Genomic DNA, 17,540 nt, shown 5'->3' on the forward strand with positions numbered 1-17,540 from the left:
CGCGCGATGCGCGTCGAGGCCGTGCCGCGCGTGGACCGGTTCCGGCTCGGCGCGGCCGACACGCGTCGGCGCGTCGGGAAATCGGTTCCTCAGTGTAGCGCCCGGGTTGCCGGGCCTCGCACGACTCGCGTAGGCTTCACCGAGAAATCGCTTTCTCCATCACCTGCAGGAGCATCGATGCGCGTCGTCGTCACCGGGTCGTCCGGCCGCCTCGGGCGTTCGCTCGCGACCGGGCTCGCCGAGCTCGGGCACGAGGTCGTCGGCCTCGACCGCGCCCCGGCCGGGCTGGTCGGCGTCGACGAGCGCACGGTCGACCTCGCCGTGCCCGGCGCCGCCGCCCGCGTGCTCGACGACCTTCGCCCCGACGCGCTCGTGCACCTCGCCGGCATCGCCGTGCCGTTCAGCGCGCCCGAGCGCGACATCCTGCTCACCAACACGGCGCTCGCGCACGACGTGCTCTCGGCCGCGGCATCCGCCGGCGTCGCCCGGGTGCTCGCGGCGTCGAGCCCGACGCCGATCGGGTACTCCTCCCCCGCGTGGCGGGCCGCGGCCGTGCCGATCGACGAGACGCATCCGCTCGCGCCCGCGAACGCGTACGCCCTGTCGAAGGTCGTCATCGAGGAGACCGTGCGGATGTTCGCGCGCACCGCGCCGGGCGCGTTCGGGTTCTTCCGCCCCTGCTACGTGATCTCGCCGGAGGAGTGGGCGGGCGCGCCCACCCAGCAGGGGCACACCGTCGCCGAGCGGCTCGCCGACCCCGCCCTCGCGGCGGTCAGCCTCTTCAACTACGTCGACGCGCGCGACGTCGCCGGGTTCGTCGATGCCTGGCTCGCCGCGCCCGCCGACGCGATCGACGGCGAGGGCTTCTTCGTCGGCGCCGCCGACGCGCTGGCCGAGCGACCGGTCGCCGAGCTGTGGCGCGAGTACGCGCCCGCGCTCGGCCCCGCCGCCGACGCGCTCACGGGCACCGCCTCCGTCTTCTCGATCGCCAAGGCACGGCAACGCCTCGGCTGGTCGCCGACCCGCGACTGGCGCTCCGAGCTGGCCGCCGCCGCCGCGGCATCCGCCCCGGAACTCCACCCCGCCGAAACCGCCGCCGGATCGCCGAGCGCGTGTACATCCGACGAGCGCAATTGCGGAGACACTCGCGCTCGTCGGATGTACACGCGCTCGGCGGAATCGGCAGACGGCACCACGCCCACCACCACCACCAGAACGAGGACCGCATGACCGCCCCCACCCGCCGCCTCGACTTCGACGGGGTGCTGTTCTTCCCCGTCACCCCGTTCGACGCCGACGGCCGCGTCGACCTCGACGTGCTCGGCGAGCATCTCGAGACGCGGCTGCCGTTCGGCCCCGGCGGCGTGTTCCCGGCGTGCGGCACGGGCGAGTTCCACGCGCTGTCGGCGCGAGAGGCCGTCGACGTCGTGCGCACGAGCGTTGACGTCGTCGCCGGTCGCGTGCCCGTGATCGCCGGGGCGGGCGGGCCGCTCGGCCACGCGATCGAGCTCGCGCGCGGCGCGGCCGAGGCCGGCGCCGACGGGCTGCTGCTCCTGCCGCCCTACCTCGTGTCGGGCACCACCGACGGACTCGTCGCCTGGGTCGAGGCGGTCGCCGCGGCATCCGACCTGCCCGTCATCGTCTACCACCGCGGCACGGCCCGCTACACGGCCGACGCCGTCACGCGCCTCGCGGCGAACCCGAAGGTCGTCGGCTTCAAGGACGGCACGGGCGATATCGGCCTCGCGCAGGAGATCGTGCTCGCCGCCGAGGCCGCGGGCCGCGACGACTGGGCGTTCTTCAACGGCCTGCTTACCGCCGAGCTCAGCCAGGGCGCGTACCGCGGCATCGGCATCCCGCTGTACTCGTCGGCCGCGTTCGCGATGATCCCCGAGCTCGCGACCATGCACTACCGGGCCTATGCCGACGGCGACGAGACGACGCGGATGTCGCTGCTGCGCGAGTTCTACACGCCGCTCGTGCGCCTGCGCGACGAGACACCGGGCTTCGGGGTGTCGCTGATCAAGGCGGGCCTGCGCCTGCGCGGCCTGCCGGTCGGATCCGTGCGTCCTCCGCTCGTCGACCCGACGCCCGAGCAGGAGCGGCGGCTCGCGGCGATCCTGGACTGCGGGCTCGCGCTCGTCGAGCTCGGTGGCACGCGTCCGGCCGCGTCGGCCTGCCCGTCGACGGCGCTGGCGGATGCCGCGGGGGCCGCGTCGCGGTGACCGCGACCATCGCGCGCATCGCGACGCGCCCGATCCGCATCCCGCTGCTCCGCCCGTGGGGTCCCGACGTCCGCGACCTCTCGGTGATCGAGGTCGAGGTCGAGGACTCCGGCGGCGCCGTCGGCTGGGGCTTCTCCTGGACGCCCACGATCGGCGCCGCGGCCGTGCGGGCGCACCTCGACCACGACATCCGTGCCTTCGCGCTCGGGCGCGAGGCCGAGGCATCCGCCCTCTGGGACCCGCTCTGGACGCACCTGCACGAGGGCGGCAGCGGCGGCATCACGACGATCGCGATGGCCGGGCTCGACCTCGCGCTGTGGGACCTCGCCGCGCGCCGCACGGGCGTCGGCGTCACCGACCTCATCGGCCGCCGCCACGAGGCCGCGACCGTGTACGGCAGCGGCGTGAACCTGCACTACCCGCTCGACGAGCTCGTCGCGCAGGCGTCGCGCTGGGTCGAGACCGGCTTCGACGCCGTGAAGGTCAAGGTCGGCAGTCCCGAGCTCGCGCGCGACGTCGAGCGCATCGCCGCGGTGCGCGACGTGCTGGGCCCCGATCGCGGGCTCATGATCGACGCGAACCAGCGCTGGAGCCTCGAGCAGGCCGAGCGCGCGATCGGCGAGCTCGCCGCGTTCGACCTGACGTGGATCGAGGAGCCGCTCCGCACCGACGACCTGCCCGCCCACGTCGAGCTGCGCCGCCGCATCGAGGTGCCCGTCGCGCTCGGCGAGAACCTGCACACGCGCTACCGGTTCGCCGAGTTCATCGACGCCGGCGCCGTCGACCTCGTGCAGCCGAACGCGGTGCGGGTCGGCGGCATCACGCCGTTCCTCCGCATCGCCGACCTCGCCGCCGGCCGCGGCGTCGGCCTCGCGCCGCACCTGCTGCTCGAGCTCTCCGCGCAGCTCGCGCTCGCGCTGCCCGGCGAGCAGCTCGTCGAGTCCGTCGAGGACGCCTCGTTCGCCGCGCTCGGCGCACTCGCCACTCCGTCGCCCGTGGCTGTCGCGGGCGCCACGGTGTGCACGACGGGGCAGCCGGGCCTGGGCATACGCTTTTCTGACGAGCTGACGGATGCCGCGGCATCCGTCTCACCCACGGAGGACCGATGACCGACACCGCCGCACCCGACCGCGCCCGCGCCGCCGCACCCGCGACGACCGGCGACACGACGCGCGAGGAGCTCGACGCGATCGCCGCCGCGGCGCGGCGCGCGTTCGCGGTCACGGTCGCCTCGACCGCCGCCGAGCGTGCGACGTGGCTCCGCGCCGCGGCCGACGCCCTCGACGCCGCACGCGACGAGCTCGTGCCGATCGCCGACGAGGAGACGCACCTCGGCACCGCGCGCCTGAACGGCGAGGTCGCCCGCACGACCGCGCAGCTGCGGCTCTTCGCCGACGCGATCCTCGAGGGCTCGTACCTCGAGGCCACCGTCGACCACCCCGACGCCACGACCATCCCCCCGCGCCCCGACCTCCGCCGCATGCTGCGCCCGCTCGGGCCGGTCGCCGTGTTCGGCGCGTCGAACTTCCCGTTCGCGTTCTCGGTCGCGGGCGGCGACACCGCGTCCGCGCTCGCGGCCGGCTGCCCGGTCATCGTGAAGGGCCACCCCGCGCACCCGCGCCTGTCCGCACGTACCGCCGTGGTCGTCGGCGACGCGCTCGTCGGCGCGGGCGCACCAGAGGGGATCTTCGCGCACGTCACCGGCCACGAGACCGGCGTCGCGCTCGTGCAGCACCCCGAGATCCGCGCCGTCGGGTTCACCGGCTCGCTCGGAGGCGGACGCGCCCTCTTCGACCTCGCGCAGCAGCGCCCCGACCCGATCCCGTTCTACGGCGAGCTCAGCGCCGTGAACCCCGTGCTCATCACGCCCGCCGCGATCGCGGCACGCGCCGACGAGCTCGCCACCGGTCTCGCCGGGTCGTTCACGCTCGGCGTCGGACAGTTCTGCACGAACCCCGGCGTCGTGCTCGTGCCCGCCGGGTCGGGTTTCGGCGAGCGCGTGCGCGCCGCGCTCGACGCGGCATCCGCCGGCCCCGCGCCGATGCTCACCGACGGCATCGCGGGCGCCTTCGCGTCGGGCATCGCACGGCTCGGCGCCCACGACGGCGTCGAGGTCGTCGCGGGCGATCCGGCGGCGCAGGTGGACGGCACCGGTGCGCCCGTCGTCCTCCGCACCACGACCGCGGCCGTGATCGCCGACCCCGGCACGCTGATGCACGAGTGCTTCGGGCCGTCGACCCTGATCGTCGAGTACGCGGATGTCGCCGACGCCCTCGCCGCCGTCCGCGCCGTGGGCGGCAGCCTCACCGCGACGGTGCACGCCGAGCCGGGCGACGAGTTCGGCCCGATCATCGACGTGCTCTCGGAGATCGCGGGCCGCGTGCTGTTCGCGGGCTGGCCGACCGGTGTCGCCGTCAGCTGGGCGCAGCAGCACGGCGGGCCGTGGCCGTCGACCACGTCGATCCACACGTCGGTCGGCGTGACGGCCATGCGCCGGTTCCTGCGGCCCATCGCCTTCCAGGACGCACCGGATGCCGCGCTGCCGCCGGAGCTCCGCGACGGCAACCCGCTCGGCATCCCGCGTCGCGTCGACGGGGTGCTGGTGCGGCACGCGGCCGGCTGAGCCGCCGCGTGGGCGTCGCCTCCTACCTCGTCGCCGCCACCCCGCCGCGACTCGCCGTCGGCGGGATCACGATCGCGATCCCCGTGCTCGCGGTCGAGCAGGGCGTGGGCGTCGCGGTCGGCGGACTCCTGGCCTCGGCCGCCCTCGGACCGAGCATCGTCGCGGCGCCGATCGCCGGCGCGATGCTCGACCGCAGCCGCCGCCCGGGCGCGCTCGTCGCCGGTGCCGGGCTCGTGATCGCGGCCGCCTACGCGTTCGCGGCCTTCCTCGGCCCGATGCCCGCGTGGGCGATCGCGATCGCGCTCGTCGCCGCCGGCACCGTCACGCCCTTCGTCTTCGGCGGGCTGTCGAGCTTCGTGACCGAGGGCATCCCCGACGAACGGCGCGCGTACGCGATCGACGCGCTGGCCTACAACCTCGGCGCGGTCGCCGGTCCGGCAGCGGTCGCCGCCGCCTCGGCCCTCGGATCGGCGCGCATCGCGACGATCGCGATGGCCGCGAGTGCACTCGCGGGCGCCATCGCCACGGTGCTGCTGCGGCTGCATCCGGCCGCGGCATCCCCGCACGACCGCCCGTCGTTCCTCGGCACGATCGCCGCCGGATTCCGGCACATTACGACGCATCGGCCGCTCGCGATCATCACGTGGAGCGGCACGCTCAGCCAGTTCGGCTCGGGCGGGCTCGCGATCGCCGCGGTCGCGCTCTCGGTCTCGCGCACGGGCGACGCGGGCGAGGGCGCGGTCATCGTCACGTCGTTCGCCATCGGCGGCCTCGTCGGCGCGCTGTGGAACTCGCGCCGCCCGCCGCGCCGCTCGCCCGAGTGGGTGATGGGCTGGGGCTTCGCCGCGACGGGCCTCTGCACGGTCGTCGCCGCGTTCGACCTCGGCCCGGCGTGGGCGATCGCGGCGGTCGGCGCCTCCGGCCTGTTCACGGCGCCGAGCGCGGCAGCGATGCTGCTCATCCGCAAGCAGCAGAGCCCGCCCGCCCTGCGGTCCCAGGTCTTCACGGTCGGCGCGGGCCTCCGCGCGGCGGCCGCCGCCGCGGGCGCGGCGGTCGCCGGCCTCGCCGCGGGCGTCGGCGCCGAAGCGCTGATCGTGGCCATCGGCGTCGTCTGGATCGCCTCAGGCGCGATGCTGCTCGCGTACCCGAAGCACGCCCCCGCCATCGACGGCAGCTGAATCCCGCCTACTGCGGCACGTTGGTGAAGATCACGTCCTCGTACTCGAACGACGGCGCCGTCTGCATCGTGAGCGAGCCGGAGTCGGCGACCGACCACGCCTCGCTCCACGTGATCGACTCGCCGGGCAGGATCGCAGTCGTCGGCGGGATGCCGACCTGCCCGCCCTCGGCGCCGACGTCGAAGATGCGCGTGGCCTCGGTGCCGCCCGACGAGAGCTGCGAGAACACGACCGGCTGCACGTTCTCGCCGGAGTCGTTCTGGATCGTGAGCGTGAAGACGATGTTCTCGGCCTGGTCGGCACCGGCCGACAGGTCCGACGGCGTGAACGGCTCGGGCGCGGAGACCGTCATCGAGACGCCGTTGCTCCACACCATGGTCTCGCCGAAGGCGAGCACCTGCCCCTGGCCTGCCTCGTCGCCGGACTCCTCGCCGGATCCCTCGTCGGCGGGTCCGGTCGGCTCGCCGAACTCCTCCTCGAGCTGTCGGTCGATCTCGTCCTGGATCACTCCCGAGTCGACGATCTGCCCGAACACCCCGAGCGCGACGACCGCGAAGACGATCGTCCCGATGATCCCGCCCACGACCGAGAGGATGAGGCCGGTGATCGCGGGCCACTTCCTGCCCTTGAGGAAGAGGGCGATGATCGCCAGCACGAACGCGATCGGCAGGAGGATGAGGCCGACGACCTGCACGAACGGGATGACCGCGAACACGAACCCGATCGCGGCGATCACGAGGGCGACGATGCCGAGCACGTTCGTGCCGCCGGGCTCGGGCGGTGCGCCCGGAGCGCCCGGAGCGGCGCCGAAGGGGGCGTACCCCGTGTAGCCCGCCGGCGGGGCGCCGCCGGAACCGGCGGGGCCGTCCGTCGGCAGCCCCGCGAACGGCGTCGTGTCCGCGTACGGCGACGAGCCGGGCGACGAGTCGCCCGCGAGCGCGGCCGTGTCGTACGGCCGCGTCGCATCCTGTGCTCCGTACAGCGGCGCCGTGTGCTCGGTCCACTGCGTGCCGTCCCAGTACCGCTGCTGTCCGCGCCCGTCGTCGTACCAGCCCGGAGGCGCGCTCGTCGGATCGCTCATGGTCGTGATGATCCCAGCACCCCGAGGCATCCGCTCGGGTACTAAGCCCCACGAGCACCGACGGTGCGAAGGCCGACGGATGCCGCGGGCGGATGCCGCAGCTGGAGGCCGCGGCGCGGTCAGACGCCCAGGTCGAGGTCCGCGATCCGCACCGGCTCACCGGTCTCGAGCGAGCGGTTCCCGGCGATCCCGACCGAGACCGCCCGAACGCCGTCGGCGTAGCCGGCGACGCGGCCGAGGGGCGCGTCATCCGTCACCCGGTCGAACAGGTGCTGCAGCAGGTACGCGTCGCCGCCGCCGTGGCTGCCGATGCCCTCGGGGATCGGCACCACCTGCGCGCCCTCCCAGTGCCGCTGCAGCACGAGCCGCTCGCTGTCGGGGCGCACCTCGTCGACCGGCGAGTGGTCGGGGTGCATGCTCGGGTCGACGACCACCCGGCCGTCCTCGCCGATGAGGACGGCGCCGCGCTCGACGACCTCGAGCTCGGCGCGGCCCTCGGTGCCGTTCACGGTGACGCGGTAGCCCTCCCACGGCGCGTGCGCGTTCAGCGAGTAGCTGAGCGTCGCGCCCGAGTCGTAGTCGACGAGGGCCGCGAGGTTGTCCTCGATCGTGATGCCGTCGTCGAACACGTCGCGGTCGCGCAGGTAGCCGTCGTGGTGCTCCTGGTCGAGGTAGAGCTCCGTGAGGCGCGCGTCGGCGGCGAGGTCGAGCGAGAACGGCCCGCCGGCCTCGCCCGCGCCCGTACCGCGGGACGGCCGGTCGCCGAGCCCGCGCGCCGCGGCGTTCTCCGCACCGTAGAAGCGGAGCCCGCCGCTCGCGAAGACCCGCACGGGGGCCGCGCCGATCCACCAGTTGACCAGGTCGAAGTGGTGCGAGGCCTTGTGGATGAAGAGGCCCCCCGAGTTCGCCTTGTCGCGATGCCAGCGGCGGAAGTAGTCGGCACCGTGCACGGTGTCGAGCGCCCACTCGAAGTGCACGCTCGTGACCTGTCCGATGCGGCCCTCGGCGATCACGCGTCGCAGCGTCGAGTTGCGCGGGCTGTAGCGGTAGTTGAACGTCGTGATGACCTCGCGGCCGGTCTCGGCGATCGCGGCGCCGATGCGACGCACGCTCTCGGCGTCGATCGTGAGCGGCTTCTCGACGACGACGTCGGCGCCGGCGCGCAGCGCGCGCACGATGAACTCGGCGTGCGTGAAGTCGGGCGTGGTGATAACGACCCGGTCGAGCCGCTCGTCGGCGATCATGCGCTCGAGGTCGTCGACGGCGTAGCGGGCGGGCGCCGGATGCCCCGCCGCCACGACCTCACGCTCGTACACGCCGAGCCGGCCCGGGTTCACGTCGGACCAGGCGACGAGCTCGGCGACCTCGGGCACGCGCTCGGCGCCGAGCACGGTGCCGCTCATCGCCCCGATGTACATGCCGGCGCGGCTGCCCGCGCCGATCAGTCCGTACCGTTCCCGCTGCGTCATCGCTGCTCCACTCGCCAGTCGTGCTCCCGGATGCCGCGAGTCCGCGCGAACACGCCGGGAAAGCGCTATCTCACTACGGTAGCATTGCGTCATCCGGGCGCCCCGCGGCCGCGACCACCGTGGCATCCGCCGCCCTCGGCGATAGCATGGGTCGCCCGCCAGAGCCTCGCGAGAGTGCCTCACGGAACGGAGGACGCATGACCGACGACGCCGTCGAGACCCGGCGCACCGCCCCCGCGACCCTGCACGACGTCGCCCGCGAGGCGGGCGTCTCCCTGGCCACCGCGTCCCGTTCGCTGAACGGCAGCACCCGCAAGGTCAACGAGGAGTACCGCCAGCGCGTGCTGGCGGCCGCCGCGAAGCTCAACTACTCCCCCAACCTCTCGGCCCAGGCCGTCGCCCGGGGCTCGACGACGACCGTCGCGCTCCTCGTCGCCGACATCGCCGACCCGTACTTCTCGCAGATGGCGGCCGGCGTCGTCCGAGAGGCCGATCGGGAGCGGCTCATCGTCACGATGGCCGCGACCGAGCGCGACACCGAGCGCGAGCTCGACCTCGTCCGCACGCTCCGCGGCCAGCGGCCCCGCGTCATGATCCTCGCCGCCTCGCGACGGGAGGACGACCCGAACAACGACGCCCTCGAGGCCGAGCTGCAGGCCTTCGAGTCCAACGGCGGACGCGTCGCGTTCGTCAGCAGCGCCGCCGGCGCCTTCCACGCCGTGCAGCTCGACAACCGCGCCGGCGCCGAGGCGCTCGCGCGCGAGCTCATCGGCCTCGGGTACCGCCGCTTCGCCGCGGTCACGGGCGCCGAGGGCATCCGCACCGCCGACGAGCGCCTCGCCGGCTTCCGCGCCGGGCTCGAGGCGGGCGGCGGCACGCTCGACCGCATCGTCCGGCCCGCGTTCACGCGCGACGGCGGCTACGAGGGCATGACGCAGCTCATCGAGGAGGGCCTCGACGGCATCGAGCTCGTCTTCGCCGGCAACGACGTCATGGCCGTCGGCGCGATGTCCGCCATCCGCGACGCCGGCCTCACCCCCGGCACGGATGTCGCGGTCGCCGGCTTCGACGACATCCCCACGGTGCGCGACGTCACCCCGCCGCTCACGACCGTCCGGATCCCGCTCGAGGAGGTCGGCCGCCGCGCCCTCCGCCTCGCGCTCGACGAGCCGGGCGCCGCCGACGAGTCCCCGGTGCACACCGAGGTCGTGCTCCGCGACTCGACGCCGCGCCGCGGCTGACACCCGCTCGCGCCGCCCGCCTGCTGACGCGCGCGCTCGCGCTGCGTCGGTGGCGGGCCGCCGTGCACGGCCGACCCACCCGGTCGCGAAAACAGGACCAGCCACCCGATGCCGCCGCCACCGGCACCATGACCCGTCTCATCCTGCGAACTCGAGCCGCCCCGCGCCATCCGCTCGCCGCCGCACCCCAGCCCGGCGACCCAGGCGAACGCGACAACAGGACCAGCCGCCCGATGCCGCCCCCACCGACACCGTGACCCGCCTCATCCTGCGAACTCGATCGGGCCAGCGCCATCCGCTCGCCCGGCGGCCGCCAGGCCCGCGACGAAAACAGGACCAGCCGCCCGATGCCGCCGCCACCGGCACCATGACCCGTCTCGTCCTGCGAACTCGATCGGGCCAGCGCCATCCGCTCGCCCTGCGGCCGCCAGGCCCGCGACGAAAACAGGACCAGCCGCCCGATGCCGCCGCCACCGGCGCCATGACCCGCCTCATCCTGCGAACTCGATCGGGCCAGCGCCATCCGATCGCCCGCACCCGCGTCGCTGCAGCCGCAACCACCCGCACCCGGGGTGTTGCGCGAACCGCGCACCGTGCCATACACTCGGGTAAACGCTTTCCCGCAGCGGCGCGGCGTCCACGACACAAGGTCAGGGCCAGTCGACCGCTCCCGGCACCGAAGAGGAACCACCGTGGCAGACGCGACGACCCCGCAGACCATCGGCATCATCATGAACGGCGTCTCCGGCCGCATGGGCTACCGCCAGCACCTCGTGCGCTCGATCCTCGCGATCCGCGACCAGGGCGGCGTACTCCTCGCCGACGGCGAGACCCGCGTGCAGGTCGAGCCGATCCTCGTCGGCCGCAGCGAGAAGAAGCTCGCCGAGCTCGCGGCGAAGCACGGCATCGAGCACTGGACGACCGACCTCGACGAGGCCCTCGCCGACGATCGCTGGCAGGTCTACGCCGACTTCCTCGTCACGAAGGCCCGGGCGAAGGCCATCACCAAGGCCATCGCGGCCGGCAAGGCGATCTACACCGAGAAGCCGACCGCCGAGAGCTATGCCGAGGCGCTCGAGCTCGCGCGGCTCGCGCAGGACGCGGGCGTCAAGAACGGCGTCGTGCACGACAAGCTCTACCTGCCGGGCCTCCGCAAGCTCAAGCGCCTCGTCGACTCGGGCTTCTTCGGGCAGATCCTGAGCGTGCGCGGCGAGTTCGGCTACTGGGTGTTCGAGGGCGACTGGCACCCGTCGCAGCGCCCGAGCTGGAACTACCGCGCCGAGGACGGCGGCGGCATCGTCGTCGACATGTTCCCGCACTGGAACTACGTGCTGGAGAACACCTTCGGCCGCGTCGAGTCCGTCTACGCGAAGGCCGTGACCGAGATCGCCGAGCGCGTCGACGAGAAGGGCGAGCGCTACACCGCGACGGCGGATGACGCCGCGTACGCGATCTTCGAGCTCGAGGGCGGCGTGACCGCGCAGCTCAACTCGAGCTGGACCACGCGCGTCAACCGCGACGAGCTCGTCGAGTTCCAGGTCGACGGCACGCTCGGCTCCGCCGTGGTCGGCCTGTTCGGCTGCAAGATCCAGCCGCGCAACGCGACGCCGAAGCCGGTGTGGAACCCCGACCTCGCCGACGACCACGACTACGCGCGGGACTGGATCGAGGTGCCGACGACGGAGGAGTTCGAGAACGGCTTCAAGACCCAGTGGGAGGATTTCATCCGCCACGTCGTCGAGGACGCCCCGAACACGTACGACTTCCTCGCGGGCGCCCGCGGCATGCTGCTCGCCGAACTCGGCCTCGAGTCGTCGAAGACGGGTCGGCGCATCGACGTCCCCGAGGTCACGCTCGGCAGCGGCGTCGACGCGGCGGATGCTGCGGCATCCGGCACCGACGAGGCGAGCGAGCTGACGGGGGCGCGCTGACCATGACCACGCTCACGCTGCTGGGGGCGGATGGCGCGACCCGCGCCGACCTGCTGAACCCGGCGCCCGCCTTCGCCAAGCCGCGGAAGCCGCTCGCGTCGCGCGTCGCGTACGCCGCCGCGCACGTCGTGCCGAAGGCCCACGCCGACAACACGCCGGGGCAGCCGGCCGAGATCGACTGGGACGCGACGCTCGCCTTCCGCCACCACGTCTGGTCGTGGGGCCTCGGCGTCGCCGACGCGATGGACACCGCGCAGCGCAACATGGGACTCGACGCGGCAGCCACCCGCGAGCTCATCTCGCGCAGCGCCGCCGAGGCGGCGTCGGCCGGCGGGAGCGTGGTCGTCGGCGTCAACACCGACCACCTCGACGACGAGGTCGTCTCGCTCGAGCAGGTCATCGACGCCTACAAGCTCCAGCTGCACCACGCCGAGGATGCCGGCGCCGGCGCCGTCCTGATGGCGAGCCGCCACCTCGCGCGCGCCGCGCAGAACGCCGACGACTACCGCCGCGTCTACCGCGAGGTGCTCGCCGCCGCCGCTTCGCCGGTCGTGCTGCACTGGCTCGGCACCGCGTTCGACCCGGCGCTCGAGGGCTACTTCGGGTCGACCGACACGGATGCCGCGGCCGGCACACTCCTCCAGGTCATCGAGGCGAACCGCGAGAAGGTGCAGGGCGTCAAGATGAGCCTGCTCGACGCGGACGCCGAGATCGCCGTGCGCCGCCGCCTGCCGGAGACCGCCCGCATGTTCACGGGCGACGACTTCCACTACGTCGGCCTCATCGAGGGCGACGACGAGGGCCACTCCGACGCGCTGCTCGGCGCGTTCGCGGCGCTCGCGCCGAACGCGTCGGCCGCGATCCAGTCGCTCGACCGGGACGACGTCGACGAGTACCGCCGCATCCTCGGCCCGACCGAGGAGCTCTCGCGCCAGGTCTTCGCCGCGCCGACGTACTACTACAAGACGGGCGTCGCGTTCCTCGCCTGGCTCAACGGCCACCAGCCCGCGTTCCAGATGGTCGGCGGCCTGCACGCCGCGCGCAGCCTCCCGCACCTCTCGCGCATCGTCGAGCTCGCGAACGGCTCCGGTGCGCTCGAGCGCCCCGAGTTGGCGGCGGCACGCTGGCACGAGCTGCTCACGATCAACGGCGTCGACACGACCCGGGCGGATGCCGCGTCCGCGACGCCCGCGGACGCGCCCGCCGCGACACAGCCCTCCGAGGCGGTCCCGGCATGAGCGCGCACCCCCGCCTCTCGCTGAACCAGGCGACGATCAAGCACGCCACCCTCCAGGAGGCGCTCGACGTCACCGCCGCCGGCGGGTACCAGGCCATCGGCCTGTGGCGCGAGCCCGTCGCCGAGGTCGGCCTCGCCGAGGCATCCGCTCGCCTGAGCGACTCGGGGCTGCGCTTCACGAGCCTCTGCCGCGGCGGCTTCTTCACGATGCCCGAGGGGCCGGAACGGCGCGCGTCGATCGACGACAACCGTCGCGCGATCGAGGAGACCGCGACGCTCGCCGCGGCCGGCGCGCCCGGATCGACGGCCGTGCTCGTGCTCGTCGCCGGCGGCCTCCCCGAGGGCTCGGACGACCTCGTCGGCGCGCGGGCGCGGGTGGCCGACGCACTGGCAGAGCTGGTTCCGGATGCCGCGGCCGCGGGCGTGCAGCTCTCGATCGAGCCGCTCCACCCGATGTACGTGTCCGACCGCGCGGTCGTCTCGACGCTGAAGCAGGCGCTCGACCTCGCCGCGGCGTTCGCGCCGGAGACCGTGGGCGTCGAGGTCGACACGTTCCACGTCTGGTGGGACCCGGAGGTGCTCGACCAGGTCGCGCGCGCAGGCCGCGAGGGCCGCATCGCGAGCTACCAGGTGTGCGACTGGAAGACCCCGCTGCCCGCCGACGTGCTGCTCGCCCGCCACTACCCCGGCGACGGCGTGATCGACTTCGCGGCCTTCACCCGCGCCGTCGAGGCGACGGGGTACGACCGCGACATCGAGGTCGAGCTCTTCAACGCCGACATCTGGGCGACGTCGTACGCCGAGGTCGTCGCCCGCACCGCGGCATCCTTCGACCGGGCCGTGGCCCCGCACCTCGCGGGGGCGAACGCGCCCGCCCCCGCCCCCGCCCCAGCCGGCTGAGCCGGTAGCCTGCCCCCACCCGTCGTCCCGGACGCCCGCCTCGCTCGCCGAGGCGCGCGTCCGGGATGACGCACATCCGGAACCGACCAGGAAGCGCAGCACCGCGATGACGCAGACCGCCCGCATCACCGTCCACCCGTCGTTCGTCGTCGGCGAGATCGACCGCCGCATCTTCGGCTCGTTCGTCGAGCACCTGGGCCGCGCGGTGTACACGGGCGTCTTCGAGCCGGGCCATCCGACGGCCGACGCCGACGGCTTCCGCGGCGACGTGATCGACCTCACGCGCGAGCTCGGCACCAGCCTCGTGCGCTACCCCGGCGGCAACTTCGTCTCGAACTACGCCTGGGAGGACGGCGTCGGCCCCGTCGAGGACCGCCCGACGCGCATCGACCTCGCCTGGCGCACGATCGAGCCCAACACGTTCGGCACCGACGAGTTCATGCGCTGGGCGCGCAAGGCCGACGTCGAGCCCATGATGGCCGTCAACCTCGGCACGAGGGGGGCGGATGCCGCGGCGAACCTCGTCGAGTACTGCAACGTGCCCGGCGGCACCGCCTGGAGCGACCGCCGCCGCGCGAACGGCGCCGAGGAACCGTACGGCGTGAAGCTGTGGTGCCTCGGCAATGAGATGGACGGCCCGTGGCAGATCGGCCACAAGACCGCCGAGGACTACGGCAAGCTCGCGAGCCAGGCCGCGCAGGCCATGCGCCGGGTCGACCCGTCGATCGAGTTCGTGGTGTGCGGGTCGTCGAGCCGCGAGATGCCGACGTTCGGCGAGTGGGAGCGCGTCGTGCTCGAGCACACGTTCGACGACGTCGACTACATCTCGGTGCACGCGTACTACCAGGAGCGCGACGGCGACCGCCGCTCCTTCCTCGCGAGTGCGGCCTCCTTCGAGGCGTTCATGCACGAGGTCGTGGCCACCGCCGACGCGGTCGCCGCACGCCGCCACTCCCCCAAGCGCTTGAAGCTCTCGGTCGACGAGTGGAACGTCTGGTACATCTCGGAGTTCCCCGGCGAGGAGAACCTCGCCCTGCTCGAGGAGCCGCGGCTCATCGAGGACGTCTACTCGGGCCTCGACGCGGTGGTCGCGGGCGACCTGCTCGCGACGCTCGTCCGCAACGCCGACCGCGTGGCCGTCGCGTGCCTCGCGCAGCTCGTGAACGTCATCGCCCCGATGCTCACCGAGCCCGGCGGCGAGGCGTGGAAGCAGACCACGTTCCATCCGATCGCGCTCACCGCCGCCCACGCGCGGGGCGTCGCGCTCGACGCGCGCATCGACGGGCCGACCCTGGCGACCGACAGGCACGGCGAGGTCGCCGGCGTCTCCGGCACCGTGACATGGGATGCCGCGTCCGGCTCGCTCGTCGCGATCCTCGTGAACCGCACGGCCGAGCCGGTCGACGCGGCCGTGGAGCACCTCGGCTTCGCCGACGTCGCCCTCGCCGAGGCATCCGTCATCGTCGCCGACGACAACGTGCGCGGCGCCTCGTCGACGGATGCCGCGGCCGACCTCGCCGCGCGCGGCGCAGCCGCCGCACCGCGCCCGCTGGAGGGCGTCTCGACCGCGGGCGACGTCACGACCGTGCCGCTCCCGCCCGAGTCGTGGGCGCTCGTGCGCCTCACCGCGCGCGTGGCGTAGCGCGCCACGCCCGACCCCACCGACCCGCCCGAGCCCCCCCGGCCCGACCCCACCCGGGCCCACCCGGGTGCACGGCGAAGGAGTTCTCTGGCGACACGCCGCCGACTCGCCGCCGGCAGGTACGAGACTCCTTCCATGCGCGCGCCGGCCGTGCGAGCCGGGGAGCAGACACGCCCCCTACGCCGACTGCACCCGATGCAGCTCGGCGTACCGCCCGCCGCGCGCGACGAGCTCGTCGTGCGACCCGATCTCGACGACGCGCCCGCGCTCGAGCACCACGATGCGGTCGGCCGAGCGGATCGTCGAGAGCCGGTGCGCGACGACGAGCGTGGTGCGCCCGCGCATGAGGCGCCGGAGCGCGTCGCGAACCTTCGCCTCCGATGCGGGGTCGAGCGCGCTCGTCGCCTCGTCGAGGATCAGCACGCGCGGGTCGCGCACGAGCGCCCGGGCGATCGAGAGCCGCTGCCGCTGCCCGCCCGAGAGGCGCGCTCCGCGTTCGCCCACGACGGTGTCCCAGCCGTCAGGCTGCGCCTCGACGATCTCGAGCGCGTTCGCATCGCGCAGGGCCGCGAGCACCCGCTCGTCGGAGACCTCGCCGAGCCCGTAGACGATGTTGTCGCGGATCGTGCCCTCGAAGAGCACCGACTCCTGCGGCACCACCGACACGAACCGGCGGAACGTGCGGAGGTCGAGCTCCTCCATGTCGACGCCGTCGAGCAGCACGTGCCCGCGCGTCGGGCGCAGGAAGCCGAGCACGAGGTTCAGCAGGGTCGACTTGCCCGACCCCGACGACCCCACGAACGCGACGGTCTCGCCCGGGCGGACATCGAGGTCGATGCCGTCGAGCGCGGGCGGTTCGCCGAACTCGTACCGCACCTCGGCCCCGTCGAGGCGGATGCCGCCGACGACGCGGTCCACGGCGCGCTTGCCCTCGTTGAACTCCAGGTCGGGCTCCTGCAGCACCTCGGCGATCGAGCGGATCGACTCGGTGCCGCGCGCGATGATCGGCAGCAGCATGAGCAGCCCGGTCGCCGCCGACGTGAGCAGCGCGAAGTAGGAGCTCAGCAGCACTACCTGCCCCGCCGTGATGGGCAGCCACCCGGCGATCGAGATCCAGGCGGCGAGCACGAGGCATCCGACCCCCAGCAGTTGGAGCGTGACCCACGACAGCGACGCGAAGCGGCCGTTCAGCAGGTCGAGCCGAAGTCCGGCCGACCGCACGCCCTCGGCCCCCGTCGCGACCCGGTCGACCGCGACGTGCTCGAGCCCGTGCGCGCGGGTGATCGGCAGCAGCGTCGCCATCTCGCCGACGCGCGCGGAGAACTGCTCGACCTCGAGCCGGAACCGCTCGTTGCGCACGCGGCTGCGCCGGTTCAGGATGGCGCGGAGCAGCACCGCGAGCGGGATCGCCAGCGCGTACACCGGCAGGAACTGCGGCACGTTGATCGCGGTCATCACGATCGCGCCGATGAGCACCATGGTCGCCGAGAGCAGCGGGTGCGCGGTCTGCTGCAGCATGACCTCGATGTTCTCGACGTCGCGGACCACCTTGGTCTGCACGATCGCCGAGTTCGACCGCGTGTGGAACCCGATCGAGAGCGCCTGCAACCGCGCGGCGAGCGCGTTGCGCAGGTCGCGGCCGATGTCCCGCACGGCGCCCATGAAGAGCTTCGTGTACGCGACGTGGTTCGGGTAGTTCTGCAGCAGCGCGACGATCGCGATGCCCGCCCAGAGCGCGAGCTCGCGGAGCGGGCCGCCGGCGACGACCACGTCGATGATCTCGGCGGTGACGGCGGGCATGAGCCAGAGCGGCGTGTCCTTCAGGGCGAAGAAGACGACGGATGCCGCGACCCGGCGCCCGTGCATGCCGAGCAGCCGCAGGACCGAGCGACCCGGTCGTCGTCCGTCGATCGCTCGCTCGATCTGGGAAAGCGCTTGCCCGTGCATCCCACCATTGTGCCTCCTGTGGGCGCGCACCGCCACGTCCGGACGAACGCTGGGAGCGCTCTCCCG

General features: G+C 73.7%; 13 protein-coding genes. 10 read left to right on the forward strand and 3 right to left on the reverse strand.

Features of this window, described 5'->3' with window-relative positions:
- Nucleotides 1-177: 177 nt before the first annotated feature.
- The 5 genes from GLX25_RS12235 to GLX25_RS12255 are packed head-to-tail and all read left to right on the forward strand — an operon-like array spanning nucleotide 178 to nucleotide 6,026.
- The gene (locus GLX25_RS12235) at nucleotides 178-1,230 is read left to right on the forward strand and encodes an NAD-dependent epimerase/dehydratase family protein (RefSeq protein WP_155842735.1); all 1,053 of its coding nucleotides are present in this window, start codon (nucleotides 178-180) and stop codon (nucleotides 1,228-1,230) included.
- Nucleotides 1,227-2,225, forward strand: a complete 999-nt coding sequence (locus tag GLX25_RS12240; protein ID WP_155842736.1) for a 5-dehydro-4-deoxyglucarate dehydratase — start codon at nucleotides 1,227-1,229, stop codon at nucleotides 2,223-2,225. Before GLX25_RS12235 ends, GLX25_RS12240 begins: the two co-directional genes overlap by 4 nt.
- A complete protein-coding gene (locus GLX25_RS12245) occupies nucleotides 2,222-3,334 on the forward strand; it encodes a mandelate racemase/muconate lactonizing enzyme family protein (protein ID WP_166548773.1) in 1,113 nt (370 codons plus the stop codon). Before GLX25_RS12240 ends, GLX25_RS12245 begins: the two co-directional genes overlap by 4 nt.
- Nucleotides 3,331-4,848 carry an aldehyde dehydrogenase (NADP(+)) gene (locus GLX25_RS12250; protein ID WP_155842738.1) on the forward strand — a complete coding sequence of 506 codons (1,518 nt, stop codon included), beginning with the start codon at nucleotides 3,331-3,333 and terminating at the stop codon, nucleotides 4,846-4,848. The genes GLX25_RS12245 and GLX25_RS12250 overlap by 4 nt, the downstream gene beginning before the upstream one ends.
- 8 nt (nucleotides 4,849-4,856) lie before the next feature.
- The gene (locus tag GLX25_RS12255; RefSeq protein WP_155842739.1) at nucleotides 4,857-6,026 is read left to right on the forward strand and encodes an MFS transporter; all 1,170 of its coding nucleotides are present in this window, start codon (nucleotides 4,857-4,859) and stop codon (nucleotides 6,024-6,026) included.
- A gap of 7 nt (nucleotides 6,027-6,033) precedes the next feature.
- On the opposite strand, the gene GLX25_RS18565 is transcribed toward GLX25_RS12255, so the two are convergent.
- Together GLX25_RS18565 and GLX25_RS12265 are read right to left on the reverse strand one after the other, a co-directional pair.
- Nucleotides 6,034-7,107 (reverse strand): DUF2510 domain-containing protein, encoded by a 1,074-nt coding sequence (locus GLX25_RS18565; protein ID WP_155842740.1) that lies wholly within the window; start codon nucleotides 7,105-7,107, stop codon nucleotides 6,034-6,036.
- Between the two features lie 119 nt (nucleotides 7,108-7,226).
- Nucleotides 7,227-8,576, reverse strand: a complete 1,350-nt coding sequence (locus GLX25_RS12265; protein WP_155842741.1) for a Gfo/Idh/MocA family protein — start codon at nucleotides 8,574-8,576, stop codon at nucleotides 7,227-7,229.
- A 197-nt stretch (nucleotides 8,577-8,773) separates the two neighbouring features.
- On the opposite strand from GLX25_RS12265, the gene GLX25_RS12270 reads away from it, so the two are divergent.
- From GLX25_RS12270 to arfA, 5 genes are all read left to right on the forward strand, one after another.
- Complete coding sequence (locus GLX25_RS12270; protein ID WP_155842742.1) at nucleotides 8,774-9,817, forward strand: LacI family DNA-binding transcriptional regulator; 1,044 nt, start codon at nucleotides 8,774-8,776, stop codon at nucleotides 9,815-9,817.
- Between the two features lie 731 nt (nucleotides 9,818-10,548).
- Complete coding sequence (locus GLX25_RS12275; protein ID WP_155842967.1) at nucleotides 10,549-11,748, forward strand: Gfo/Idh/MocA family protein; 1,200 nt, start codon at nucleotides 10,549-10,551, stop codon at nucleotides 11,746-11,748.
- A 2-nt stretch (nucleotides 11,749-11,750) separates the two neighbouring features.
- Nucleotides 11,751-12,986, forward strand: coding sequence for a DUF993 family protein (locus GLX25_RS12280; RefSeq protein ID WP_155842743.1), 1,236 nt, complete (start codon nucleotides 11,751-11,753; stop codon nucleotides 12,984-12,986).
- Nucleotides 12,983-13,885 carry a sugar phosphate isomerase/epimerase family protein gene (locus tag GLX25_RS12285; RefSeq protein ID WP_155842744.1) on the forward strand — a complete coding sequence of 301 codons (903 nt, stop codon included), beginning with the start codon at nucleotides 12,983-12,985 and terminating at the stop codon, nucleotides 13,883-13,885. The genes GLX25_RS12280 and GLX25_RS12285 overlap by 4 nt, the downstream gene beginning before the upstream one ends.
- A 106-nt stretch (nucleotides 13,886-13,991) precedes the next feature.
- Nucleotides 13,992-15,527, forward strand: a complete 1,536-nt coding sequence (gene arfA / locus GLX25_RS12290; protein WP_155842745.1) for an arabinosylfuranosidase ArfA — start codon at nucleotides 13,992-13,994, stop codon at nucleotides 15,525-15,527.
- Nucleotides 15,528-15,704: 177 nt separating this feature from the next.
- Here the strand turns inward: arfA and GLX25_RS12295 are convergent, their stop codons facing one another.
- Nucleotides 15,705-17,474, reverse strand: a complete 1,770-nt coding sequence (locus GLX25_RS12295; RefSeq protein ID WP_155842746.1) for an ABC transporter ATP-binding protein — start codon at nucleotides 17,472-17,474, stop codon at nucleotides 15,705-15,707.
- Between the last annotated feature and the right edge of the window lie 66 nt (nucleotides 17,475-17,540).

Source organism: Agromyces luteolus (assembly GCF_009729855.1).
GTDB lineage: Bacteria > Actinomycetota > Actinomycetes > Actinomycetales > Microbacteriaceae > Agromyces > Agromyces luteolus.